At 66.5% G+C, this 24164-nt stretch carries 27 protein-coding genes and 1 pseudogene; 13 read left to right on the top strand and 15 right to left on the bottom strand.

All coding sequences use genetic code 11. The features are described from left to right. Positions 1–421: Rv1157c family protein (locus BN972_RS30300; protein WP_455709859.1), on the top strand; the 421-nt coding region annotated here is incomplete at its 5' end. A gap of 127 nt (positions 422–548) precedes the next feature. Here BN972_RS30300 and BN972_RS28215 read toward each other — a convergent pair. The 4 genes from BN972_RS28215 to BN972_RS10850 form a co-directional block, all read right to left on the bottom strand. Then, positions 549–695: a hypothetical protein gene (locus BN972_RS28215; protein WP_003875447.1), complete on the bottom strand. Its 147-nt coding sequence runs from the start codon at positions 693–695 to the stop codon at positions 549–551. Continuing rightward, positions 692–1273 carry an HhH-GPD-type base excision DNA repair protein gene (locus tag BN972_RS10860; RefSeq protein WP_036357476.1) on the bottom strand — a complete coding sequence of 194 codons (582 nt, stop codon included), beginning with the start codon at positions 1271–1273 and terminating at the stop codon, positions 692–694. Before BN972_RS10860 ends, BN972_RS28215 begins: the two co-directional genes overlap by 4 nt. Positions 1274–1352: 79 nt before the next feature. Beyond that, entirely contained in the window at positions 1353–1541 is a 189-nt protein-coding gene (locus tag BN972_RS10855; RefSeq protein ID WP_036357473.1) for a DUF5302 domain-containing protein, read from the bottom strand. Positions 1542–1551: 10 nt separating this feature from the next. Beyond that, positions 1552–1995: a PPOX class F420-dependent oxidoreductase gene (locus tag BN972_RS10850; RefSeq protein WP_036357470.1), complete on the bottom strand. Its 444-nt coding sequence runs from the start codon at positions 1993–1995 to the stop codon at positions 1552–1554. Positions 1996–2050: 55 nt separating this feature from the next. Here BN972_RS10850 and BN972_RS10845 point away from each other — a divergent pair, with 55 nt between their 5' ends. Together BN972_RS10845 and BN972_RS10840 are read left to right on the top strand one after the other, a co-directional pair. After that, complete coding sequence (locus BN972_RS10845; protein WP_036357467.1) at positions 2051–2566, top strand: DUF1697 domain-containing protein; 516 nt, start codon at positions 2051–2053, stop codon at positions 2564–2566. Continuing rightward, positions 2563–3393, top strand: a complete 831-nt coding sequence (locus tag BN972_RS10840; RefSeq protein ID WP_036357465.1) for a class I SAM-dependent methyltransferase — start codon at positions 2563–2565, stop codon at positions 3391–3393. Before BN972_RS10845 ends, BN972_RS10840 begins: the two co-directional genes overlap by 4 nt. Before the next feature lie 9 nt (positions 3394–3402). Here BN972_RS10840 and BN972_RS10835 read toward each other — a convergent pair whose 3' ends face one another. After that, positions 3403–3768: a GntR family transcriptional regulator gene (locus BN972_RS10835; protein WP_036357462.1), complete on the bottom strand. Its 366-nt coding sequence runs from the start codon at positions 3766–3768 to the stop codon at positions 3403–3405. 37 nt (positions 3769–3805) lie between these two features. Between BN972_RS10835 and BN972_RS10830 the strand changes: the two genes are divergently transcribed. Continuing rightward, positions 3806–4528 (top strand): NAD-dependent deacylase, encoded by a 723-nt coding sequence (locus tag BN972_RS10830; protein ID WP_036357459.1) that lies wholly within the window; start codon positions 3806–3808, stop codon positions 4526–4528. A gap of 5 nt (positions 4529–4533) precedes the next feature. Here the strand turns inward: BN972_RS10830 and BN972_RS10825 are convergent, their stop codons facing one another. Together BN972_RS10825 and BN972_RS10820 are read right to left on the bottom strand one after the other, a co-directional pair. After that, positions 4534–5160, bottom strand: a complete 627-nt coding sequence (locus BN972_RS10825; RefSeq protein ID WP_036357456.1) for a methyltransferase domain-containing protein — start codon at positions 5158–5160, stop codon at positions 4534–4536. Beyond that, positions 5153–7513: an MMPL family transporter gene (locus tag BN972_RS10820; RefSeq protein ID WP_036357453.1), complete on the bottom strand. Its 2361-nt coding sequence runs from the start codon at positions 7511–7513 to the stop codon at positions 5153–5155. Before BN972_RS10820 ends, BN972_RS10825 begins: the two co-directional genes overlap by 8 nt. A 262-nt stretch (positions 7514–7775) precedes the next feature. Here BN972_RS10820 and BN972_RS30810 point away from each other — a divergent pair, with 262 nt between their 5' ends. Continuing rightward, on the top strand, positions 7776–7907 hold the full coding sequence (locus BN972_RS30810) for a hypothetical protein (protein ID WP_142277073.1): 132 nt from the start codon (positions 7776–7778) through the stop codon (positions 7905–7907). A 135-nt stretch (positions 7908–8042) separates the two neighbouring features. Here the strand turns inward: BN972_RS30810 and BN972_RS10815 are convergent, their stop codons facing one another. Both BN972_RS10815 and BN972_RS10810 read right to left on the bottom strand, forming a co-directional pair. After that, the gene (locus tag BN972_RS10815; RefSeq protein ID WP_036357450.1) at positions 8043–8807 is read right to left on the bottom strand and encodes a 3-hydroxyacyl-CoA dehydrogenase; all 765 of its coding nucleotides are present in this window, start codon (positions 8805–8807) and stop codon (positions 8043–8045) included. A 60-nt stretch (positions 8808–8867) separates the two neighbouring features. Further along, positions 8868–9947, bottom strand: coding sequence for a CaiB/BaiF CoA transferase family protein (locus BN972_RS10810; RefSeq protein ID WP_036357448.1), 1080 nt, complete (start codon positions 9945–9947; stop codon positions 8868–8870). Between the two features lie 124 nt (positions 9948–10071). Here BN972_RS10810 and BN972_RS10805 point away from each other — a divergent pair, with 124 nt between their 5' ends. Beyond that, a complete protein-coding gene (locus BN972_RS10805) occupies positions 10072–10884 on the top strand; it encodes an enoyl-CoA hydratase (RefSeq protein WP_036357445.1) in 813 nt (270 codons plus the stop codon). Between the two features lie 33 nt (positions 10885–10917). Next, positions 10918–12300, top strand: coding sequence for a DUF2867 domain-containing protein (locus BN972_RS10800; protein WP_036357442.1), 1383 nt, complete (start codon positions 10918–10920; stop codon positions 12298–12300). A 6-nt stretch (positions 12301–12306) separates the two neighbouring features. On the opposite strand, the gene BN972_RS10795 is transcribed toward BN972_RS10800, so the two are convergent. Both BN972_RS10795 and BN972_RS10790 read right to left on the bottom strand, forming a co-directional pair. Beyond that, positions 12307–13044, bottom strand: coding sequence for a CPBP family intramembrane glutamic endopeptidase (locus BN972_RS10795; protein WP_036357439.1), 738 nt, complete (start codon positions 13042–13044; stop codon positions 12307–12309). Continuing rightward, complete coding sequence (locus BN972_RS10790; RefSeq protein ID WP_036357436.1) at positions 13041–14198, bottom strand: NAD(P)H-binding protein; 1158 nt, start codon at positions 14196–14198, stop codon at positions 13041–13043. Before BN972_RS10790 ends, BN972_RS10795 begins: the two co-directional genes overlap by 4 nt. Before the next feature lie 149 nt (positions 14199–14347). Between BN972_RS10790 and BN972_RS10785 the strand changes: the two genes are divergently transcribed. From BN972_RS10785 to BN972_RS10775, 3 genes are read left to right on the top strand one after another with little or no spacing between them, the layout of a single operon-like run. Then, positions 14348–15400, top strand: a complete 1053-nt coding sequence (locus tag BN972_RS10785; protein ID WP_036360607.1) for a type III polyketide synthase — start codon at positions 14348–14350, stop codon at positions 15398–15400. 5 nt (positions 15401–15405) lie between these two features. Beyond that, on the top strand, positions 15406–15906 hold the full coding sequence (locus BN972_RS10780; protein WP_036360605.1) for an isoprenylcysteine carboxyl methyltransferase family protein: 501 nt from the start codon (positions 15406–15408) through the stop codon (positions 15904–15906). Next, positions 15903–16919: an NAD(P)/FAD-dependent oxidoreductase gene (locus BN972_RS10775; RefSeq protein ID WP_036357433.1), complete on the top strand. Its 1017-nt coding sequence runs from the start codon at positions 15903–15905 to the stop codon at positions 16917–16919. The genes BN972_RS10780 and BN972_RS10775 overlap by 4 nt, the downstream gene beginning before the upstream one ends. 6 nt (positions 16920–16925) lie before the next feature. On the opposite strand, the gene BN972_RS10770 is transcribed toward BN972_RS10775, so the two are convergent. The 3 genes from BN972_RS10770 to BN972_RS10760 form a co-directional block, all read right to left on the bottom strand. Next, positions 16926–17738, bottom strand: coding sequence for a crotonase/enoyl-CoA hydratase family protein (locus BN972_RS10770; protein WP_036357431.1), 813 nt, complete (start codon positions 17736–17738; stop codon positions 16926–16928). Further along, positions 17735–18883 (bottom strand): thiolase family protein, encoded by a 1149-nt coding sequence (locus tag BN972_RS10765; protein ID WP_036357428.1) that lies wholly within the window; start codon positions 18881–18883, stop codon positions 17735–17737. The genes BN972_RS10770 and BN972_RS10765 overlap by 4 nt, the downstream gene beginning before the upstream one ends. 117 nt (positions 18884–19000) lie before the next feature. After that, complete coding sequence (locus BN972_RS10760) at positions 19001–19351, bottom strand: nuclear transport factor 2 family protein (RefSeq protein WP_036357425.1); 351 nt, start codon at positions 19349–19351, stop codon at positions 19001–19003. Positions 19352–19429: 78 nt separating this feature from the next. Between BN972_RS10760 and BN972_RS10755 the strand changes: the two genes are divergently transcribed. The 3 genes and pseudogenes from BN972_RS10755 to BN972_RS10745 all read left to right on the top strand — a co-directional run bounded on the left by BN972_RS10755 (position 19430) and on the right by BN972_RS10745 (position 22462). Further along, complete coding sequence (locus tag BN972_RS10755) at positions 19430–20248, top strand: MerR family transcriptional regulator (protein ID WP_036357422.1); 819 nt, start codon at positions 19430–19432, stop codon at positions 20246–20248. Then, complete coding sequence (locus tag BN972_RS10750) at positions 20203–21003, top strand: SDR family oxidoreductase (RefSeq protein WP_235192434.1); 801 nt, start codon at positions 20203–20205, stop codon at positions 21001–21003. The genes BN972_RS10755 and BN972_RS10750 overlap by 46 nt, the downstream gene beginning before the upstream one ends. A 117-nt stretch (positions 21004–21120) precedes the next feature. Beyond that, a pseudogene (locus BN972_RS10745) lies at positions 21121–22462 on the top strand (HNH endonuclease signature motif containing protein). A 112-nt stretch (positions 22463–22574) separates the two neighbouring features. Here BN972_RS10745 and BN972_RS10740 read toward each other — a convergent pair. Next, a complete protein-coding gene (locus BN972_RS10740; protein WP_036357419.1) occupies positions 22575–24062 on the bottom strand; it encodes an aldehyde dehydrogenase family protein in 1488 nt (495 codons plus the stop codon). Positions 24063–24164: the final 102 nt, after the last annotated feature.

Genomic DNA, 24164 nt, shown 5'->3' with positions numbered 1-24164 from the left:
GTTCGGCCCGGACGCCCCGCCCACGCAGGACTTCATGTACCCCTCGATCGGCACCAATTGCCTTGCCGATGGCACCAGCGCCCTGGCGACCGCGCTGTCAGTGGCCGGGCCGGCCACCATCCCGACGCCCGGCCCCGGCGCCGGCCAGACCGCCTACGTGTTCACCGCCGTCGGCACCCCAGGTCCCGCAGAGGTGCAGCGGCTGCCGCTGAACGTCACCTGGGTCAACCTGACCACCGGCAAGTCGGGGACTGCCACCCTCAAGCCGCGCACCGACATCAACGGGGACGGGCCGACCACGCTGACCGCGATCGTCGACACCGGTTCGGGCAGCATCATGTCGACGATTTTCGGCCAGGTCACCACCAAGGACCGTCAGTGCCAGTTCATGCCCACCATCGGCTCGACCGTGGTGCCCTAGCGACGCTCACCTCCAGCGCGAGCGTGCGCAGAATGCCAGCCGCACCGGCGTGTCGCTGTGCATCTGCGCACCTTCGCGGCTCTCGAAGGGCGCGCTCGCGGCAGCTGGCTAGCTCGCGGCTACAGCGCTAGTAGGCCATGAACAGAATGGCGTCCCGGTCGTACTCCAGACCGGGATGAACGCTGGCGAGGTGCGCCTGCGTCAGTTCGACCAGCTCGTCCTCGTCCTTGCCGACAATGGCCTCGCCACACGGACAGGTTATGTGTGTCTTCACGTTGTCGCCTTTCCTTTGGCTTCGGCTTTCATTTGTTTCTTGTACGACCGCACCCGCCCCAGCGATTCGGCATCGACGATGTCGGCGACCGAAATGTGGGTGCCCGATTTGCCGAACTCGCCCGCCGCGGACCGCCAGCCCTTCGGGGTCACGCCGTATTGCTTGCCGAGCAAAGCCAAGAAGATCTGGGCCTTCTGCTCGCCGAAACCGGGCAAGGCTTTGAGACGCCGCAAGACCTCTTTGCCGTCAGGATCGCCGGCGGTCCACAGCGCCGCCGCGTCCCCGTCGTAGCGGTCCACGATGATCTGGGCGAGGGTTTGGATGCGCTTGGCCATCGACCCCGGAAAGCGATGGATGGCAGGCTTTTCCGAGCACAGCGCGGCGAACTTGTCCGGGTCGTACTCGGCGATGTCGGCCGCGTCGATGCCGCCCATCCGGTCGGCGATCTTCTTGGGCCCGGCGAACGCCGTCTCCATCGGGACCTGCTGATCGAGCAACATGCCGACTAGCAACGCGAAGGGATTGGCGTCCAGCAAAGCGTCGGCGGCCGGTTCTTGGACAAGCTGCAGTTTCGGCACGCAATCAGTGTAGAACCGTCCGTTCGGACCATCGCCGCAGCATCGGGTCTGCGGCGAAGTCAGCTATCCTGCAACGCTTTTAGCCGCTCTTGCGGCGAAACTCCCGGCGGTTTCCCACGGCACCGTGCGCCCGCGACTGTTTGCCGCCGCCGTCCTTGTGGTCCGAGCCGCCCGACGATTTGGCCGTCTTGCGCTCCAGAGCCTCCCGGAATTTGCGCTTGTTCTCGTCCTCCGCGGACTCGCTTTCCGGGGCATTCGATTCAGCCATGCCCAGCAGCCTATCTCCTGCCGGGTGGCATGCCGTAGACATGCGATATCGGCAGCGTCAGCAACACGCGCCGGTCGGTCACCATGGCCTCGCGATACTCGTCCCAGTCCGGATGTTCGCCAGCGATGTTGCGATACAAGGCAATCAGCGCCTCGACGGTATCGTCACCCGGCGCGGCGGCCGGCGGGGTCAGCTCGGCAATACCCTCGGCGACGGCATACGACCAACCGTCGTCGGCGTCCACCAGAAGCGATGCCCGCGGATCGCGCCGCAGGTTGCGCGTCTTGGCGCGCGGCTCGGTGACGGACACCTGCAACACCAGATTCCGCGCGTCGAAGTGATACTGCACGTTCGACAACTGGGGGCGTCCGTCCCGCTTGATGGTGGCCAGCACCCCGATCGAGTTGCAACTGATCACGGCCAACAACTTGTCGTCGAAGACTTGGCGTCCCATGCCGAAAGCCTACGTCGCGTTGCATCATTCTCCGACGGGCTGCTGCAATCGATTCATGACCAAGTACGCGGGATTCTTGCGCGGCGTCAACGTCGGGGGCGTCAACCTGAAGATGGCCGAGGTCGCCGACGCGTTGACCAAGGCTGGGTTCAAGAACGTACGCACGATCCTGGCCAGCGGCAATGTGCTGCTGGAGTCGGACTCGGGTGTCGAGGCGGTACGCAAGAAAGCAGAGGCCGCGCTGCGGGAGCGGTTCGGGTACGACGCGTGGGTGCTTGCCTACGACATCGAGACGGTGCGCAACATCGATCACGCATATCCGTTCGAGCGCGAGGTCGACGGATACCAGTCCTACATCACCTTCGTCACCGACGCCGACGTGCTCGACGAACTCGCCGAACTCACTGCCGGGCCCCGAGAGCGGATCCAGCGCGGCGAGGGCGTCATCTACTGGCAGGTGCCCAAGGGCAGCACCCTGGACAGCACCATCGGAGGGACCATGGGCAAGAAGCGCTACAAGGCGTCGACCACGACTCGCAATCTGCGCACGCTGGCTAAGGTACTGAAATGAGCGAGCCCGAACGCCAACCGCACAAGGTCGATCTGACCGGCGTCTCCGAGACGGCACTGCTGACGCTGAACGCCAGGGCCAGCGAGGCGCGCCGTCCCGATGCCATCATCGAGGATCCGATGGCGGTCGCCCTGGTCGATGCGATCGACTTCGACTTCGCCAAGTTCGGCCGCACTGGCCAGGACATCGCGCTGCGGGCGCGGGCTTTCGACAGCGAGGCCCAGGCCTACCTCAGCGATCACCCCTCGGCGACGGTGGTGGCGCTGGCCGAAGGACTGCAAACCAGCTTCTGGCGGCTGGACGCGGCGCTACCCGAGGGACAATTCCGTTGGCTCACAGTGGATTTACCGCCGATCATCGACATCAGGGCGCAGCTGCTCCCGGCATCGCCGCGGATATCGGTGCGCGCGCAGTCGGCGCTGGATTACAGCTGGATGGACGCCGTCGACCCGTCTGAAGGGGTGTTCATCACCGCCGAGGGGTTGCTGATGTATTTGCAGCCCGAGCAGTCCATGGAGTTGATCACCGAGTGCGCCAAACGCTTTCCCGGTGGGCAGATGATGTTCGACCTGCCGCCGCGCTGGTTCACCATGTGGACCCGGGTGGGCTTGCGCACGTCGCTGCGATACACGGTGCCGACGATGCCGTTCAGCCTGTCCGTCGCAGAGGCCGCAAATCTGTTGCACATCGTGCCGGGCGTCACCGCCGTCCGCGACGTCCGTCTGCCCCCGGGCCGTGGTCTGCTCCTCAACACCGCGATGACGGCTATTTACCGCGTTTCGCTGTTGGACCCGGTGCGCCCGAATCTGACCGTCTTGGAGTTCTAGGCGGGAGTTCTAGTCGTCCGGCACGCTGGTCAAGTAGCGCATGGCGTCGGACTTGGTCAGCCCCAGTGCCCTGGCAACTTCGACGTATTCCTTGGCGGCGGCCGCCATCGCGGCATCGGTGGGGTCGAAACGGGAGATGAAAGTGCCGAAGCGGCCGCGGGTTTCGACGATGGCCGCGGATTCGAGTTCGCGGTAGGCGCGCGCAACGGTATTGGCGGCCACGCCCAACTGGCCGGCCAGGTCACGCACCGTCGGCAACCGGGTGCCAGGCGGTAGCGAACCCGCGCGGACACCGTCGATCACCTGGGTTCTGAGCTGGTCGAACAGCGGCTTGCCTGCCTTGACGTCGACCTTCAACAAATCGCGCAACTCCACATAACCAGTATTGCCCACGCACAGCTATGTTTGTGGGATGCGAGTGGTGGTGCTTAGCGGCGCGGGAATCTCCGCGGAAAGCGGAGTGCCGACCTTTCGCGACGACAAGAACGGTCTATGGGCCCGCTTCGATCCCTACGAGCTGTCCAGTGTTCAGGGCTGGGAAAGCAACCCCGAACGCGTGTGGGGTTGGTACCTGTGGCGCCACTACCTGGTGGCCGACGTCCAGCCCAACGAGGGTCACCGGGCGATTGCGCAGTGGCAGGACCACCCGGCGGTCGCAGACGTCACCGTCGTCACCCAGAACGTCGATGATCTGCACGAGCGCGCCGGCAGCGCGACGGTCCATCACCTGCACGGCAGCCTGTTCGAATTCCGTTGTGCGCGTTGCAATACGCGCTACAGCGAGCCGTTGCCGGTGATGACCGAAGCCGCCATCGAGGTGGAGCCGCCGGTGTGTCGCTGCGGCGGGCTGATCCGGCCGGACATCGTGTGGTTCGGCGAAATGCTGCCCCAGGGGCCGTGGCAGAGCGCGGTCGAGGCTACCGAGACCGCCGACCTGGTGGTGGTGGTCGGCACGTCGGCCGTGGTCTACCCGGCAGCCGGACTACCCGAGCTCGCGGTGGCCCGCGGCATACCGGTGATCGAGGTCAATCCGGAGCCCACCCCGTTGACCAGCAGCGTCAACCTCAGCATCCGGGAGTCGGCGAGCACGGCGTTGCCCGGGCTGCTGGAACGCTTGCCGGCCCTGTTGAAGTAGCGGGTTCAGGGCCGCCGCGCGCGGCCCAGCGCCAGCTCCGAAACAGGCAGCGGCACCCACGCCGGCAACGTCCATTCATGGCGTGACTCGGCGATCTCGAAGCCGGCGTCGACGATCGAGCGTTCGGTGTCGCGGTGCGTGTGGCAGTTACCCAGCATTCGCGGCCAGATCGTGGCGTCGGCCAATCGCTGCAGTCGGCCCCGGCCACCCGCACTGGCGATGTGCTCTAGGAAGCGCAGCTCCCCGCCAGGTCGCAACAGGGCGCGCAGCCGGCGCAGCACCGCAACCTGGTCGTGCACCGAGCACAGGACCAGCGAACAGACCACCGCGTCGAACACTTCCCCGTCGCTGAACTCCTCGGCCGCGACGCTGGTCACTTCTACCGGAATGGGAGCGTCCGCCGCCGCTGCCCTGGCTTTTGCCACCAGGCGCGGTTCGGGCTCCACGGCGACCACCTGCATGACGGTGTCGGGGTAATAGGCGAAGTTCGTCCCGCTACCTGCACCGACTTCGAGCACCCGACCGGACAGCCCGGCCAGATTCTCCCGGCGCAGGGCGCGAACCGATTCGGCCTCGTGGGCGGCGAACACCGGCCACACCCGGGCGAAGAACGGGTTCTGCACCTCAGCCATTGCGCGTCACCGAAGCGTGGATCTCCTGCCCGTTGCGCCCACCCGGAACCTTGGTCGCGCCGGATTCACTCTCGGCGGCCGGACCCGCGCGATGGGAGCTCTCGAAAGCCCCGCCCTCGCTGATACCGAACCGCTCGTGCAGCCACACCAACGGCTTGGGCGCCCACCAGTTCCAGCGACCCATGACGTGCATGAAAGCCGGGACCAGGACCATGCGCACCAGGGTGGCATCGGCGATTACCGCCAGCGTCAGCCCCAGCCCGAACATCCGCATGAACGACACGTGCGCAGCGATCAAAGCGGCGAACGACATCGACATGACTAACGCCGCGGCGGTGATCACCCGGCCGGTGCGGGCCACCCCGAGCGCAACGCTCTCGTCGTTCGCAGCGTGCGCCTCCTTGGGAGTCGGCTTTGCGGGCCGCGCCGCGCCCGATGCCAACCAGTACTCCCGGATCCTGGAGACCAAGAACACCTCGTAGTCCATCGACAGCCCGAACGCGATGCAGAACAACAGCACGGGCATGTTCGCCACCAGCGTCCCGCTCGGAGTGGTGCCCATCGCCCCGAGATGGCCGTCCTGGAAGATCCACACCAGTGCACCGAACGCGGCCGTCAACGACAGCACATTGAGCACCAGCGCCTTCAGCGGCAGCACCACGCTGCCGGTCAGCAGGAACAGCAGAACGAACGTCACCACCGCCATCAAACCCAGCACCAGCGGCAACCGGTCGGTCACCGCGTTGACGCTGTCCCGGTTGACCTGCGCGACACCCGCCAGCTCCACCGATCGGCCGGCCGGCGGAGCCACCTGGTGCAACCGCCGGAGCTGCTCGTCGGAGGCGTGCGAGAACAACGGTGCCGTGCTGCTCACGGTCAGCAGTGCGCTGCCGTCCTTGATTCCGGTGGGTCCGACGGGCGGTCCCGCCGGTTTGCCATTGATGAAGGTTCCGCCCGGTGCGGAGACGGCGGGCACGTCGGGAACCAGTGACAGGTCGGCCGCGTACTTGTCCAGGTCCGCCGGATTGAGGCCGCGGGCGTCGAGCATCACGATCGGCACCGCCCGTTCCGAGTCGCGGGTGAAGTTGTTCCGCAGCTGATCACCGACCTGATGCGACGACGCCGACGTCGGCAGCACCCGGTCGTCGGGGAAACCCCATTTGACCGAGACGAACGGCAGCCCGAGCAGTAGGAGCAGCGCGACGACCGCCGCGCCGATCGGGAGCCAAAAGCGCATCACGAACTTGCTCGACCGGTACCAGAACAACTGCTCGACCGGCTTGTGCACGGGTTCGGGCCGGCGCAACATCCGGCGCACCAGGCGACGCACGTCGAAGGCGTCCAACCGGGAGCCCATCAGCACAATGGCCGCCGGCGTCACCACGATGGACGCCGTTGCGACAAACGCGACGGTCGCGACCCCGGCATAGGCGAACGATTTGAGGAAGTACATCGGGAAGGCCACCGTCGCCGCCATCGACAGCGCGACCGTGACCGCCGAGAACAGCACCGTGCGACCCGAAGTGGCCATCGTTCGGATCAGCGCCTCGTCGCGGTCGCAACCTTCGGCCAGCTCGTCGCGATAGCGGCTGATGATCAGCAGCGTGTAGTCGATGGCCAGCGCCAGGCCCAGCGCGGTGCTCAAGTTGAGGGCGAAGATCGACACCTCGGTGGTGAAGGTGACCAGTCGGAGCACCGACATCGACCCGACGACGGCAAGTGCGCCCAGGGCCATCGGCAACGCCGCGGCCAGCAGCCCACCGAACACCCAGACCAGTACCAGGAAGCTGAACGGAATCGCGATCATTTCCATAACCAGCAGGTCGGCCTGGTTCTGCTTGTTGATCTGGGCGTACTCCATGGCCGAGCCACCGGCCCGGACGGTGACCCCGTCCCGGTCGTGGACGATGTCGTCGCTGAGGGTCTGGGCGTTCTTCTGCGCGTCGTTCTCGCCGCCCTTGAGGTTGACGACGATCAGCCCGGACTTGCCGTCTTTGCTGATCAGGTCGGCCGCCGCTTCCGGCGGCGCGGTCCAGGCCGACGACACGTTGTACACCAGCGGCGATCTGCTCAGCTGTCCGGCCAGGTCGGTGCCCACCGCGCGAGCCTGCTCGCTGCGCGCTCCGTCGGGTGCGGTAACCAGGATCATCATCTGCTGACCGCTCTGGCCGAACTTGTCGCTCAAGGTGGCGATGGCGCGGGCAGATTCGGAGTGGGGGTCCTGGAAACCACCCGGCGACAAGCTGTTGGCCACCGGGATACCGAAGACCGCGGCGGCGACGAAAACCAGGAGGGCGATGCCGATGATCCGCCGCGGTGCCGCCAGAGCCAGTCGCGCGATCCACTGCAGCATTTCGTGTCCCTCCGCCGCAGGCGCCAACCATCCCGAAGGAGCCCCCGCAGCCTCGATAAATCGCGATGTTTACCCACGCTAACGTACAGATGTCCAACAGCACCCGTGCCCTATTTACGGGTATAGCCCTGGAACGGTTCAACCGGAACCCGAATGGGTACTCTCGGCCGTCGCCAGGCAACCTACCGGCCGGTAAGAATTGCCACCATTTTCCGAATCGTGACTCACCGATTCCTTAATGCGGGCTTTTACGCTCAGTGTCATGTGGATCGACGACACCAGTGCCGATGTCATCAAGGCTGACTTCGAGGCTCTCTACCACGGCGACATGCTGGTCGAAGGTGAGACCTCGGAGCAATTCGAAGACTGGCAACCCCTGCCGACAGCGAGCTGAGGTAACACCATGGGCGTAATTGCACGACTTCTGATGGCAGAACCGACCGCCACACGTTGGTTCCGTCGATAGCGAACCTGTGTCGTCGCTTAAGCCCCCCGCGATCGCGGGGGGCTTTTTTGTCGCCCCAGGCGACTAGCGCGGTGCCATCCGGATGGCGCCGTCGAGTCGGATGACCTCGCCGTTGAGCATCGGGTTCTCCACGATGTGCTGAGCCAGCGCGCCGTACTCGTCCGGGTCGCCCAACCGGGCCGGGTGCGGAACCTGCTTGCCCAGCGACTTCTGCGCTTCCTCGGGCAGCGAACCGAGCAACGGGGTCTTGAACAGACCCGGCGCGATGGTCACCACCCGGATGAGCTCGCGGGATAGGTCCCGGGCGATCGGCAGCGTCATGCCGACAACACCGCCCTTCGAGGCCGAGTAGGCGGCCTGGCCGATCTGGCCGTCGAATGCCGCGACCGATGCGGTGTTGATGATGACGCCGCGCTCCGGACTTGTTTCGGGACCGATCGGATCGGTCTTGGCAATCCGCTCGGCGGCCAGCCGCAGCACGTTGAAGGTCCCGATCAGGTTGACCTCGACCACCTTCTTGAAGCCGTCCAGCGGGAAGGGGCCGTCCTTGGAAAGCGTCTTGATGGCGTTGCCGATGCCGGCGCAGTTGACGTTGATGCGCACGGGGCCCAGGGACTCGGCGGTGTCGAGCGCCTTGGTGACGCCGGCCTCGTCGGTGACGTTCGTCTGTACGAAGTGTGCCCGCTCCCCCAGCTGCTGGACAGCTTCCTCGCCCCTGAGATCAAGCACCACCACCTGCGCCCCGGCGTCGAGCAAACGCTTCGTAGTCGCCAGACCCAAGCCCGACGCGCCTCCCGTGACGACGGCAACGGCGTCCCTGATCTCCATGCGAGTCCTTCCTCCGGCGACCTGGGTGGCCGCATAGCCCTACCTACTGGTTGGTTGGGACTATACCCAGTCGTTCAGAAGGGCTTCGATGTCACCCACCTGCGCCGGGCGCGGGGTCTCTGCGGGCGTGCGCGAGAACCGCGGGGCCGGCATGGGTTGCAAGTTGCCGTCCAATTCGTACAGCGTGTTGCGCTCGGCGATGTGCGGCTCGGTGTTCGCCTCCCCGAAGGCCAGCACCGGCGTCACGCAGGCGTCGGAGTCCGCGAAGACCTTGGCCCAGTGGTCGCGGTCGCGGCCGCCGAACGCCTCGGTGAGCACCGCGCGCAACTCGGGCCAGCGCGCGACGTCGTTCTGCGGCGGGAGCGTGGCCGCGTCCAGTCCCAGCCCTTGGATCATCGCTGCGTAGAACTGCGGCTCGATCGCGCCGACCGCGACGTAGCGGCCATCGGCGCACTCGTAGGTGTCGTAGTAAGGGGCGCCGCCGTCGAGCATGTTGGTGCCGCGCACGTCGGTCCACATGCCCGAGGCCCGCATCTGCCACATCATCTGCACCAGCACGCTGGACCCGTCGACCATGGCGGCGTCCACCACCTGACCCTTGCCGGAGGTATGCCGCTCCCACAGCGCCGACAGGATCCCGAGCAGCAAGAACATCGAGCCGCCGCCGAAGTCGCCGACCAGGTTCAGCGGCGGCACCGGACGCTCGTTGACCCGGCCGATTGAGTGCAAGATGCCGTTCAGGGAGATGTAGTTGATGTCGTGGCCGGCCTGCTGGCTGCGCGGGCCGGTCTGCCCCCAGCCGGTCATCCGGGCATAAATCAGCCGGTCGTTGACCTTGGCACAGTCGTCGGGCCCCAGCCCGAGGCGCTCGGTGACGCCGGGGCGGTAACCCTCGATCAGCACGTCCGCCTTGGCGACGAGCTTGAGCACCGCTTGGCGCCCCTCGTCGGACTTGAGGTCGGCGGTCACGACGCGGCGGTTGCGGCTCATCGCGTCTTTGACGATGCCGCCCGGCGCTCCCGACGGTCGATCGACCCGCACCACGTCGGCGCCGAGGTCTCCCAGGATCATCGCGGCGTGCGGGCCCGGCCCGATCCCCGACAGTTCGACAACTCGCAATCCACTCAGGGGTCCCGCCATGGGAGCACCGACCTTTCGTCCGCTCTGACGTCCTCGGCCCGCGCTAGGGGCCGAACAACCGGTTGATTGCATCTTCGCAGCCGCGGTGCGCCGCGCTGCACCCCGGGGGCCTAATGTAAACGGCATGTCCGAATCTGGAATTGCCACTCTCGCCCCAGTCGAGGGTCTTGACGTCGACCTGACCGATGGCGTGCTCTCACTCACCATCAACCGGCCCGACAGCCTCAATTCGCTGATCATCCCGGTGATCACCGGCCTGGCCGATGCCGTAGAGCACGCGGCCACCGACCCGGCCGTGCGGGTGGTCCGCCTGGGTGGCGCGGGTCGCGGGTTCAGTTCCGGAGCCGGCATCAGCGCCGACGACATGTCCGGCGGCGGCGGTGTGCCGCCCGACGAGATCATCCTGGAGATCAACCGCCTGATCCGCGCCATCACTGCCCTGCCGCGTCCGGTCGTGGCCGTTGTGCAGGGACCGGCGGCCGGCGTCGGCGTCTCGATCGCGCTGGCCTGTGACGTCGTATTAGCTTCGGAGAAGGCTTTTTTCATGCTCGCGTTCACCAAAATCGGGTTGATGCCCGACGGCGGCGCGTCGGCCCTGATCGCGGCCGCAGTCGGCCGGATCCGCGCACTGAAAATGGCCCTGCTGCCCGAGCGCTTGACCGCCGCCGAGGCGTTGTCCTGGGGACTGGTGAGCGAGGTCTATCCCGCCGAGGAGTTCGACGCCGAGGTAGACAAGGTGATCGCCCGGTTGCTGTCGGGTCCCGCGGTGGCCTTCGCAAAGACCAAGGGCGCGATCAACGCCGCCACCCTCACCGAACTGGACGCCACCCTGGAAGGCGAATTCGAAGGCCAATCCGGGCTGTTGCAAGCACCCGATTTCAAAGAGGGCACCAAGGCCTTCCAGGAACGTCGCGCCCCCAGCTTCACCGATTCCTGAGTTAGATCGGCCTAAACCGGGCAATCCCCGGGAGTGACGGCTGAGCGGGTTCGTTGTCTGGTGACCGGGGCCACCGGTTACGTCGGCGCGCGATTGGCACCGCGCCTGCTGGACGAGGGGCACTCGGTGCGCGCGCTGGCTCGAAAACCGGAGAAGCTGGACGACGTACCCTGGCGCTCCCAGGCTGAGGTCGCCCAAGGCGATCTGAGCGACGCCGACTCGCTGGTGAAGGCCTTCGACGGGATCGACGTCGTCTACTACCTGGTCCACTCGATGGGCGGCTCGAAAGACTTTGCCGCCGAGGAAGAGCGCGCCGTCCGCAATGTGGTGACGGCGGCCAAACGGACTGGCGTACGCCGGATCGTGTATCTGGGCGGCCTGCATCCGGACAACAGCCGGCTCTCGCCGCACCTCGAGTCGCGCAAGGCGGTGGGCGACCGCCTCATCGAGTCCGGCATCGAGACGGTCGTGCTGCAAGCGGGCGTAGTCGTCGGCTCGGGGTCCGCATCGTTCGAGATGATCCGGCACCTCACCGACCGGTTGCCGGTGATGACCACGCCGAAATGGGTGCACAACAAGATTCAGCCGATCGCGGTCCGCGACGTCCTGTACTACCTGGTGGCGGCGGCCACCGCCGAGGTGCCCGGCTCGCGGACCTGGGATGTCGGCGGCCCAGACGTGCTGGAGTACGGCGACATGATGCAGGTTTACGCCGAGGTCGCCGGGTTGAGCAGACGCCGGATGATCGTCCTGCCGTTCCTGACGCCGACCATCGCCAGCCTGTGGGTCGGCACGGTGACCCCGATCCCGTCCGGCTTGGCGCGCCCGCTGGTCGAGTCGCTGGAATGTGATGCGGTGATGCGCAACAACGAGATTGATTCGATCATCAAGCGGCCACCGAACGGTTTGACCAGCTACCGGGAGGCGGTCGCGACGGCGCTGGACCGCGCCGGCCGCGGCCTACCGGAGCCGACCTGGGCCTCGTTGCAGTCCGAACCCGGCGAGCCGTTGCCCAGTGACCCGGACTGGGCGGGCGAGATCGTCTACACCGACGAGCAGACCCGCGTCACCTCCGCCGCCCCGGGTGACGTCTGGAAGGCTGCGGAAAACGTTGTGAGCGACGGGCGCTGGCGCTGGTTTCCCGTCGGGCCGCGGCGCAGCGGTGCGGCGCAACGCTGGCGCATCGCAGAATGTGAGCCGGGCGCCAGGCTGCGGTTCCAGGCCGAGGTGCGGGCACCCGTGCGTACGTGGCTGGAAGTCAGCGTCACCCCGCAGGACAGCGGTGGGAGTAAGTACACGCAGCGGGCAGTGGTGATTCCCTGCGGAATCGCCGGCCGGTTCTACTGGTTGCTGCTACGGCCCGTGCATGGCGCCGCGTTACGCGCACTGGCGAGCAATGTCGCCGCTTCCGATTAACGCGCGTTAGACACCGAACATGGGCGGCAGCACCAGCACCATGATCAGGCCCCAGAAAAAATGCGTCAGCATCGGCGCCAGGATCCCGCCGGTGGCTCGCCGCTGCAAAGCGTTCACCGTGCCCAAAATGATTCCGGCGAAACCCAGCATCGGGTTCCCGGCGGCCATCGTCGCCAGGACGTAGAGCACCGTCGAAATCACCAGCGGATGATGCCGGCACAACGCCGTGTAGAGCGCGCCGCGGAAGAATGTTTCCTCGGCGACTCCGTTCACCACTGTGATCAGCACGACGAGCAAGAACGAACCCTGGTTGGCGTACAGCAGCACCCGGGTTATCAACGCCGCCACCGGGGTGATCTCGCGGACGATCAGCGCACCGACTATGAACACACCGCCGAGCAGCAAGCCGGTGGCGATCCCGGTGATCACGGGACGCTGGTTACGACCACGCCAACATATGCCGCCCAGGTGCAGCGGCCCAGAAATGAACGCACCCAGAAACCAGACCGCCGCCAGCGTCAACGTCAGCCAGTAAAAGGCGGGATCTCCCGGCTTGGTTCGCAGCGAGAAGCCCAATATCGCGGCACCGACCACCAGAGTGATTGCGACGATGATGCGCCGGCGCCGAATGACGCGGGGCGACTCGTGATGCGGCACCGCCACATTGGTGATGGCACGGCGAAATTCGCCGAACGGCGTCGTGGCGTGGGGCGGTGCGCAGGGAGCCGCCGTCGGCTGACTCATGCAGGGCGTACCTTCGGGGCCAGGGACAGCAGGACGTCGAGGTAGGTCCGCACCGCCCCGGCGACTGGGCCGGGAACCAAGTTCACCAGACCCAGTGTGTGGCGTGCGAAGGGCGGCGTGATCATGCGGGCTAGCCTACGGATGCGCAGCGCGTCGCCGCCCGCCCATCCCGGGTCGGTGTCGGCGAGGTCGTGCGGATCGGCCAACGCGTTGACGGGCCGCGCCGACCGCTTGGTACCAGCGATCGCCAGCGCCATGGATTCGTCCACACCCAGCAGGCCGCCCGGCGGGTCGGGAACCAGACCGCGCAGGCCGTTGCCGGACGCCCGCATGGGGTGGTCCAGCGACTCGACCAAGTCACCGGCCAGGCCCGGCGGCACGGGCAGCGCCAGTGCGGTGACACGCGACGCGAGCGCGGTGTTGATCCCCACCACCGGCAACGCGGCCCGCCACCGGCCGGAGTTGCGCGCGTACGCCTTGTACAAACCGCGATAGGACGTGGTGTCCGGCCCGGCGATGTCGTACGCGCCGGCAGGCACCTGGTCGGGATCGGCCGCGGCGACGAGGTAGTGCAGCACGTCGCGGATGGAGATCGGATCGATCGGGTTTTCCATCCAATTCGGCATCGGCATCACCGGGAACCGGTCTGCCACATACCGCAGCATCTCGAACGACGTCGATCCGGCGCCGATGATGATCGCCGCACCCAGCCACACCAGTTCCGGACCGTTCTCCACACTGAGCGCCTCGGCCACCTCGGCCCGGCTGGTCAGATGTTCGGACAGCGCCTCGTCCTCGGGAACGAAGCCGCCGAGATAGACAATGCGGCGCACGCCGGCCTCCTTGGCCGCCGCCGCCATGTTCGCGGCGGCCTTGCGGTCTGCGTCGCGGAAGTCGGCCTGCCCGATGCCGTGCACCAGGTAATAGACCACCTCGACCGGGTCGCCCGTCTCCGCGGCAGAAGTAAAGGCCGCGTTCAACGACAGCGGGTCGGCGGCATCGAGCGCGACCGGGGTGACCTCGCCATACCAGCCGAACTCCTTGAGGCGAGCCAGTTTCCGACTGGCGACCACCACCTGGTGGCCCTCTGCCAGCAGTGCCGTCACCAGCCGCGAACCGATATATCCGGTGGCTCCTGTCACCAGAATCCGCATATTTCCAACCTAACCATTGCGCTTGTGGGCCGTTTCGAGTCCCCTGACACATACCCCGGTCGCTGCAGTACAAATCTGCGCTGGTCAGGACGGCGATTGAACCCATCCGACGGTGGCGCCGTCACTTTCATATGTCCAGCACCACCACCATGTCAGGGTTGAATCCGGCGGTAGCGGGTGTGGCCGTCAAGTTCCCGCGGCACCTGCACAGCCAGGAGGACACCGTCACCGCGCTGGTTGAATTCGCCGGCCCGGAGTTCAAACGGTTCGCGATGCGCAGCGGTGTGGAGTCCCGGCACACCGCCCTTCCGCTGTCACGTTATTCGCAGCTCAGCGGTTTCACCGAGGCTAACGACGCCTTCGTCGACGTCGCACTCGACCTGGCCGAAGAGGCGTTACTGGAGGCGCTCAGACGGGCCGATGTCGAACCGTCGGAGGTTGACATCGTGTTCTCGACGACGGTGACCGGGCTCGCGGTACCGACGCTCGAGGCCCGGCTGGCCGCCCGGGTGGGCTTGCGCCAGGACATCAAGCGGGTCCCGCTGTTCGGCCTCGGTTGTGTCGCGGGTGCCGCCGGGGTGGCCCGGATGCACGACTATCTGCGGGCGTTTCCCGACCAGGTCGGCGTGCTATTGGCGGTCGAGCTATGTTCGCTGACCATCCAGCGGGAAGATAACTCTGTGGCCAACCTGGTGGCTTCCAGCCTGTTCGGCGACGGCGCGGCCGCCGTCGTCACCAAGGGCGCCCACCGGGCGACCGGCGGCGGAGTGTGTCCCCGCGTCCTCGCGACGCGCAGCCGCCTCTATCCCGACACCGAAAACGTGATGGGGTGGAACATCGGCAGCGACGGCTTCCGCATCGTGCTGTCGGTAGATGTCGCAACTGTGACGGAGAAGTACCTGGGCGACGACGTCCGCAATTTCCTATCCGACCACGGGCTGACCGTGGACGACGTGTCCACTTGGGTGTGTCACCCGGGCGGACCCCGGGTGATCGAAGCCGTCGAGAAAGGACTCGGGCTGTCCACCGACGCACTGGACTATACTCGAGAGTCGTTGCGCGCCAACGGAAATCTGTCTTCAGTTTCGGTGCTGGATGTGCTGGGAGCCAACATGGCCGATCCGCCACCGGCCGGCTCGATCGGGCTGATGATCGCGATGGGTCCGGCCTTCTGCTCGGAGTTGGTGCTCCTATTGTGGTGACCACGATGTATTACGTACTGATCTGGGCCGTCGTCCTGGAACGACTGGCCGAACTGGTGGTGTCCCGGCGTAACGCCCAATGGTCATTTGCGCAGGGCGGCAAGGAGTTCGGCCGCCCCCACTACGTGGTGATGGTGATTCTGCACACCGCGCTGCTGGTTGGCTGCCTCGTGGAACCGGCCGTACTGCACCGACCGTTCCTGCCGTGGCTGGGTTGGCCGATGTTGGTCGTCGCCGTGCTGTGCCAGGGTCTGCGGTGGTGGTGCATCACCTCGCTGGGCAAGCGGTGGAACACCCGGGTGATCGTGCTGCCCCACGAGCCGTTAGTGGTACGCGGGCCCTACCGGTATCTGCACCACCCAAATTATGTTGCGGTGGTGATCGAAGGAATCGCGTTGCCGTTGGTGCATACCGCGTGGTTGACGGCGGTGTGCTTCACGGTGGCCAACGCGGCGCTGCTATATGTCCGGTTGCGGGTGGAGAACTCGGTGCTGGGATACACGTGACCGGCTACGATGCTGATCTGCTAGTCGTCGGTGGCGGGCCTGGAGGGCTCGCCACCGCGTTACACGCGCGCAGGCAAGGGCTTTCGGTGCTGGTGGCCGAGCCGCGGGAGAACCCGATCGACAAAGCGTGCGGTGAAGGGCTGATGCCCGGTGGGCTGGCCGAACTCACCTCGCTCGGCGTGGATCCGGCCGGCATGCCGTTTCGCGGGATCGCGTACGTCAGCGAGCACCGGCGTGCCGAGGCGCGGTTCCGCAGCGGTCCCGGTCGCGGGGTGCGACGTACCACACTGCATGCGGCGCTGGCGGCGCGCGCCAAAGAGCAAGACACCGAATGGATTCGGACGAAGGTGACCACTGTTACGCAGGATGCCCAAGGGGTGAACGCGGCGGGTGTGCGCACCAGGTGGCTGGTGGGCGCCGACGGATTGCACTCGGCGGTTCGGCGCGCGGTCGGGATCGCGGCGATGACAGGTACACCCCGTCGGCATGGACTGCGCTGGCACTACCGAGTGCCGGCCTGGTCGGAGTTCGTCGAGGTGCACTGGTCGCGGTTGGGTGAGGCATACGTGACGCCGGTGGAACCGGACCTGGTCGGGGTTGCCATCCTGTCCCGGCAGCGGCCGGACATCAATTGGTTTCCTTGGCTGGCAAAGCAATTGGACGCCGGCAGCCGTGGGCAGGCCCGCGGTTGCGGCCCGCTGCGGCAGGTCGTGTCGCGCCGCGTCGCCGGGCGGGTGTTGCTGGTGGGCGATGCCGCGGGCTACGAGGATGCGTTGACCGGCGAAGGCATCAGCCTGGCCGTCAAGCAGGCGGCCGCAGTGGTCCGCGCGATCGTCGACGATGCACCGGAGTCATACGAACGTTCGTGGCACCGCGTCACCCGTGACTACCGACTGCTGACCCGCGGGCTGGTGCTGGCCACTACACCGCATGCGGCTCGGCGCGCCATCGTGCCGGCGTGTGCCACCTTGTCGCCCGTGTTCCGTTGGGGCGTCAATATTCTGGCGTCGTAGCTAGCGCTAGCGGGCCTTCCAGACCGGCTGGCGTTTCTCGGCGAAGGCCAGTGGCCCCTCACGGGCGTCCGCGGAGCGGATGAGGGTGGCCATCTCGCGGGTGGTGCGCTCCCAGCCGGCTTGTTCAGAGGCGATGACACCCTCGTCGACGCCGTAGGCGATGCGCTTGCTGGCTTGCACCGACAGCGGCGCGTTTCCGGTCACCCGCGCCGCCAGCGCAAGCGCGGCATCCAGCACCGACCCCTCGCTGACCACCTGGTTGATCAGGCCCCACTCGGCGGCGTCGGACGCCGTCAGCGGCTCGCCGGTCAGCAACAGCTCCATCGCGACCTTGCGGGGCAACTGGTCCACGATCCGGAACACCCCGCCGGCGGCGGCGATCAACCCGCGCTTGACCTCTGGGAGTCCGAACTGCGCCCGCTCGTCGGCCACCACCAGGTCACTGGCCAGCGCCAGTTCGGTGCCGCCGCCCAGTGCGGTGCCGTTGACCGCGGCGATGGTGGGCTTGTCGATGAAGTGGTGCACATAACCAGCGAAGCCCCACTCTGGGCGATCCGGGTGATAGATGTTCTCGCGCCGCGAGATCGCCTTGAGGTCCGCCCCGGCGCAGAAGGACTTGTCTCCTGCGCCGGTGATCACGACCGCCCGTACCTCGGGATCGTGCTGCGCCTCGTCGAGCGCGTTACCCACGGCAATGCTGACAGCGCCGTTGACGGCGTTGCGCGCCTCGGGCCGGTTGATCGTGATGATCAACACATTGCCGCGGCGCTCGGTGAGCGCACCCGGCTGGGTTTCGGAGCCGTTGCCGGCCTCCGTCACAGCAGCTCCAGGATGGTGGCGTTGGCCTGGCCACCACCTTCACACATGGTCTGCAGGCCGTAACGAATTCCCTTGTCGCGCATGTGGTACAGCAGCGTGGTCATGATGCGGGCGCCGGAGCCGCCGAGCGGGTGGCCCAGGGCGATCGCACCGCCGTTGGGGTTGAGCTTCTTCTCGTCGGCACCGATGTCCTTGAGCCAGGCCAGCGGAACCGGCGCGAAGGCCTCGTTGACCTCGTAGGCGCCGATGTCGTCGATGGAGAGCCCGGAGCGCTTGAGCACCTTCTGGGTGGCCGGGATCGGCGCGGTCAGCATGATCACCGGGTCTGCCCCGGCCAGGGTTGCGGTGTGCACCTTGGCGATCGGCTTCATGCCCAGTTCCTTGGCCTTCTCCGCCGACATGAACAGCAGTGCCGCTGAGCCGTCGGAGATCTGCGAGGAGTTGCCGGCGTGGATCACGCCGTCCTCCTTGAAGGCCGGCTTGAGTGAGGCCATCTTCTCCATCGGGGTGCCGCGGCGAATGCCCTCGTCCTTGAGAACGACGTTGCCCTCGGAGTCTTTAATGCCCACGATCTGGTCGTCGAAAGCGCCGGAATCCTGAGCGGCAGCTGCCTTTTCGTGTGAGTCGAGGGAGAACTGGTCGAGCGTGACGCGGTCGAAGCCCCACTGTTCGGCGATCATCTCCGCACCGATGCCCTGGTTGGGGATCTTGCCGTCGTAACGGCCCAGGAACCCTTCCGGGTAGGGCCGGCCGCCGTTGGCCAGGGAGGCGCCCATCGGCGTACGCGACATGGACTCCACGCCGCCGGCGACGACCACGTCGTAGTGGCCGGCGACCACGCCCGCCGCGGCGAAGTGCACCGACTGCTGGCTGGATCCGCACTGCCGGTCCACGGTGACACCGGGCACGGTCTCGGGCCAGCCCGCGGTCAGCAGCGCGGTGCGGCCGATGTCGAGGGCCTGTTCGCCGGCCTGCATGACGCAACCCCAGATGACGTCGTCGACCAGTTCGGGGTCGATGCCGGCCTTGGTGACCAATCCGTTGAGGACCTGCGCCGACAGCTCGGCCGGGTGAACGCCGGACAGGCCGCCGTTGCGCTTGCCGATCGGGGAACGCACTGCCTCGACGATGACTGCTTCAGCCATGAGATGTCTCCTTTGACAAGTTTGAGTACCTCGATTGTCAACCAAGGGGTTGGCCGGTGCGGGAGCGGGGTGCCATTTAGCTATAAAACCTATGCTTCTGCCCTTGGCGGGCCTGGGTCAGTCGCGGTTGAAGATGATGAACAGCCCGGCAATCAGGTCGTCCCGGACGACGATGTAGTTCGTCAGGATGAGTTCATCCGGCAGGCTCGACTTGTCGTAGTCGCCGTCGTAGCGCGCCCGCAACACGATGAGGCCGGGCCGGACATCGGTGTGGGTAGCGTCCATCGTCACTCGGTCGCCGACGATCTCGGCGGCCACCCAGGCGCGAATGGCTTCCGGGTCGGCATATTCGCGTTGGGCGTCGTTGACGACGGCATCGGGGGCCAATGTCCGCATGATGGCCTCGACGTCGAAGGAGTTGACGGCGTCGACGTAACGCTGGGCAATCGGAGGCAATTGAGTGGTCATGAGACCACCGTCGGCGCTGCCGCCGTTGGAGGGTCAAGGGCTTGACTCTCCCGTAACGGGAGCGTTGACAATGAGCCGGTGAGCACCGCATTGTCGATCGGCGACTTCTCCCGGATGACACAGTTGTCCGTCAAGACGCTGCGCCATTACCACGATGTGGGGCTACTCGAGCCGCATCGTGTGGATCCGGCCACCGGGTACCGGTACTACAGCACCGAACAGGCCTCAGTCGCTCAGGTGATCCGTCGGCTGCGCGATCTCGGCATGCCGCTGGCCGACGTGCGCGCGGTCCTGGTCTCGGCGCCGGCCGACCGAAATGCGTTGATCAGCGGGCACCTGGAACGGCTCGAAAATCAGCTCGCCGCAACGCGTAGCGCCGTGGAGTCACTACGGGCCATTCTCCAAGCGCCGACTCCGGATTCCCGCATCGAACACCGCACCGTAGCCGACACACCGGCCGCCGCGATCACGGCGACTGTCGATCGCGAGGACCTGCTGCCCTGGTGGCAAGGGGCGGTGGGCGAACTGCGGGCGACGGTGCAAGGTGCCCGCCTGCTCACCCCGACCGGTCCACCCGCGGCATTGTTCGAATTCGACATCTTCTCTGACGACCGAGGCGGCACAACGGTTTTCATCCCGGTCGACGGGGAGGTTCGGCCAATCGGCCGAGTGGTGCCGATGACCATCCCGGGCGCGGAATTGGCAGTGGTTTCGCACCACGGTCCGCACGACGACGTCGATCTCGCCTACAGCGCGCTCGGCGCCTACGCGACCCGGCACGAGATCAGCATTGAGGGTCCGCTGCGGGAGTACTACGACCGATTCTCCTGGGACACCGAAGATTCTGCGCAGTGGGTTACGTCGTTGTGCTGGCCGGTTTTTCGGGCGGACGCGTGAGCGCGCTACATGGCCGACGGGCGGTGGTCACCGGCGGCACCAAAGGCACCGGTGCCGCGGTCAGCGGCTTGCTCCGGTCGCGCGGGGCGCACGTCACCGTGGTGGCCCGCCATCGCGGTTCCGGGACAGACGATTTCATCGCCGCGGACCTCGCATCCCCGGCGGGAGCGCGGCAGGTAGCCGCCGAGATCCGCGAACGCGGCGGACTGGACATCCTGGTGCATGTTGCCGGCGGATCGAGTGCCCCGTCAGGCGGCTTCGCAGCCCTCGACGACCAAAACTGGGCCGACGAACTCAACCTCAACCTGTTGGCCGCGGTCCGTCTGGATCGCGCGCTGCTGCCGCTGATGATCGAGGCGGGTTCAGGGGCAGTGGTGCACGTCGGTTCCATCCAGAGCCGGCTCCCGCTCTTCGACGGCACCCTGGGATATGCCGCCGCCAAGGCCGCGCTGCGGGCGTACAGCAAGGGATTGGCTAACGAGCTGGCGCCCAAGGGCATTCGCGTCAACACCGTGTCACCGGGATTCATCCAGACCGAGGCGGCCGAGGGGCTCATCGACCGGCTCGCCGGGGAGAACGGCGACCGCGAAGCCGCTCTGCAATCGCTGATGGCGGCGCTCGGCGGCATTCCGCTGGGCCGGCCGGCCCGACCCGACGAGGTAGCGGCGGTGGTCGGATTCCTTGTTTCGGATGCGGCGGCCGCGGTGGTGGGAGCGGACATCGTGGTGGATGGCGGCACTGTCCCGACGGTCTGAGAGCTGTCTTAGACGCAGCACGCCGTCGAATGGTTCCATGTTCAAAGCTGTTGCATAAGTGCAGTTTTGCGAATTTGTGACGCAGTTCTTGTCAGTGCCTCCGCATAGCATGCGGGTATGGTTTCGAGTTCGCGTGAGGAGATCGTGGGGGTCTTCGATGCGCTCGATGCCGAGGTGGATCGGGTGTGTGGGTTGTCCTTTGAGGTGTTGACGAATCCGGAGCGGTTGCGGGCGTTGGAGCGTTTGGAGCGGGTCGCTCGGCGGCTGCGGGTCCCGCAGCACGGGTTAATCAACGAGCTCGGCGCCCAAGGCCAGCACGGAAGAGTTGGGTGGCACGTTGACGTGCGCGTTGGCGGATCGGTTGCGGATCACCAAGGCCGAGGCGGGCCGTCGTATCGCCGAAGCCGAGGATCTGGGTCCGCGGCGGGCGTTGACCGGGCAACCGTTGGTGCCGCTGTTGATCGCGACCGCGGCCGCCCAGTGCCGGGGCCTGATCGGGGACGCCCATGTGAAGGTGATCCGCCGGTTCTTCGCCCACCTGCCCGCCCAGGTGGATGTGTTCACCCGTGAGGCCGCCGAGGCTGATCTGGCCGGCAGGGCGTGTGAGTTTCGCCCCGATCAGGTCGCGGCCTACGCCCGCAAGCTCATGGGGACCCTGGACCCCGACGGCGACTTCTCCGATGAGGACCGGGCCCGCAAACGCGGCTTCGTGTTGGGCAACCAGGACTATGACGGGATGAGCCGGATCAGCGGCTTGATCACCCCTGAGCTGCGGGCGCTGTTCGAAGCCCTGCTCGCCGCTTTGGCCGCCCCCGGCACCCCTGACCCCACCCACCCCGAGGCCGACGCCGCCGCCCAAGGGGATGCCCGCAGCAGCGGCCAGCGCAACCACGACGCCCTGATCACCGCGATCCGGGCCTTGTTCGCCTCCGAGCAGCTCGGCTCACACCGCGGCCTGCCGGTCACCGTCATCGTGACCACCACGCTGAAGGACCTCGAAGCCGGCGCCGGCACGGCCCGCACCAGTGGGGGCTCCCTGCTGCCGATGGCCGATCTGATCCGCATGGCCGCCCAGGGCGCCCATCACTATCTGGCGATCTTCGACCACGCCAAACCACTAGCGCTGTACCACGCCAAGCGATTCGCCAACCCGGCGCAGCGGCTCATGCTGCACGCCCTCGAGGGTGGCTGCACCCGCCCCGGCTGCGATCAACCGGCCTACCACACCGAGGTCCACCACGTCAGCGGCTGGGCCAGCACCGGGCGCACCGACATCACCGACCTCACCCTGGCCTGCGGACCTGACAACAGACTGGCCGAAAAGGGCTGGACCACCCGCAAAAACGCCCGCGGCCAAACCGAATGGCTCCCACCCGCCCACCTCGACCACGGCCAACCCAGAATCAACACCTTCCATCACCCGGAGAAGCTGTTCGCGGATGGGGAGGATGATCCCTAGCCACGCAGAAATTTCGGCGGGACGTGCCCGCCACTAGCCAGGCGGCGTCGATGGCGCGTGGCCGGTGTAGCAACGTCGCCAAACGGTCGTTTGCGCCTTACGGCGCAGCGTCTTACGAACCGACGGGATAGCCCACGGACTTGACTTCGGTGTACTGGTCGAAGCCAGCCACACCGTTCTGACGTCCCACCCCGCTGTACTTGTAACCGCCAAAGGGAGTGTCGGCGCCGTAGGGAGCACCGCCGTTGACACCGATGAAGCCGGCCCGGATCCGACGCGCCACCGCCAGCGAACGCTCCAGCGAGCCCGACATCACGTTGCCCGCCAGACCGTACCTGCTGTCGTTCGCGATCCGGATCGCGTCCTCCTCGTCGTCGAACGGGATGACGGACAGCACCGGGCCGAAGATTTCTTCCTGGGCGATCGTCATCGAGTTGTCTACGTCGGTGAAAAGGGTCGGACGGACGAAGAATCCCTTGTCGAAACCGGTTTCGGCGTCCGGCCCGCCGACCAGCGCGGTAGCCCCCTCTTCGACGCCCTTGCGGATGTAGCCCATCACCCGATCGCGCTGCCGCTCGGAAATCACCGGGCCGCAGAGTGTTCCGGGATCCTGCGGGTCGCCGCAGGTGACGTTCTCGTAGATGCTCTTGAGGATCGCGACACCCTCTTCATAGCGCGACCGCGGCAGCAACATCCGGGTCGGGTTGGCGCAGCCCTGGCCGGCGTGCATGCACGGCGCGATCCCGATCGCACAGGCCAGCCCGAAGTCGGCGTCCTCCAAAACGATCGTCGCCGATTTCCCGCCCAATTCCAGGAACAGCCGCTTCATGGTGGCGGCACCCTTTTCCATGATCCGCTGCCCCACCACCGTCGAACCCGTGAACGAGATCAGGTCGACCTTCGGTGACAATGTGAGCTCCTCGCCCACAAAGTGATCCGATGCGGTGACCACATTGACGACACCCGGAGGGATGTCGGTCTTCTCGGCAATCAGGCGGCCTAGCCGGGTGGCGTTGAACGGAGTATTCGGGGCCGGCTTGAGTACCACGGTGTTGCCGGTACCCAGGGCCTGGCCGAGCTTGTTGACGGTGACCTCGAAGGGGAAGTTCCACGGCACGATTGCGCCGACCACGCCCACCGGCTCCCGCCACACCTTGATCGACGTGTTGGCACCCGTCAGGCTGATCACCCGGTCGCCGAGGTCGGTTTCCCACGCGTACTCGTCAATCAGCCGGGCCGGGTACTTCAACCCGTCGGCCAGCGGGGCGTCCAGTTGCGGGCCGAAGGTAATCGCGCGCGGCGAACCGACCTCGAGGATCAGCTCCTCGCGCAACTCCTCCTTCTCCTCCTCGATCGCGTCGTGCAACTGGAGCAGACAGCGCTTGCGCAACTCGCGGTTGGTCGACCAGTCGCTCTCGTCGAAGGCACGCCGCGCAGCGTCGATGGCTCGGTGCATGTCCTCTTTCGACGCGTCCGCCACCTCACCGAGCGGCTCCTCGGTGGCTGGGTTCAAGTTGGTGAAGGTGCCGGCCTGACCGTCGACGAGCTTGCCATCGATCATCATCTTCGGCTCGAATCGGACCTTTACAGTGTCAGTCATATCTGTTCAGCTCTCTTTCGACGATGCGCTGGTTGAGGCGCTGGGACCCAAAAATTGCCTACGGATGCCATTCCAACAAGGCTCCCCTACGGAGAGCCTTAC

The organism is Mycobacterium asiaticum DSM 44297 (assembly GCF_000613245.1).
In the GTDB taxonomy this organism is placed as follows: Bacteria; Actinomycetota; Actinomycetes; order Mycobacteriales; family Mycobacteriaceae; genus Mycobacterium; species Mycobacterium asiaticum.
Note: the sequence above shows the minus strand (reverse complement) of the source record. Positions and strands in the feature narration are given on the sequence as shown.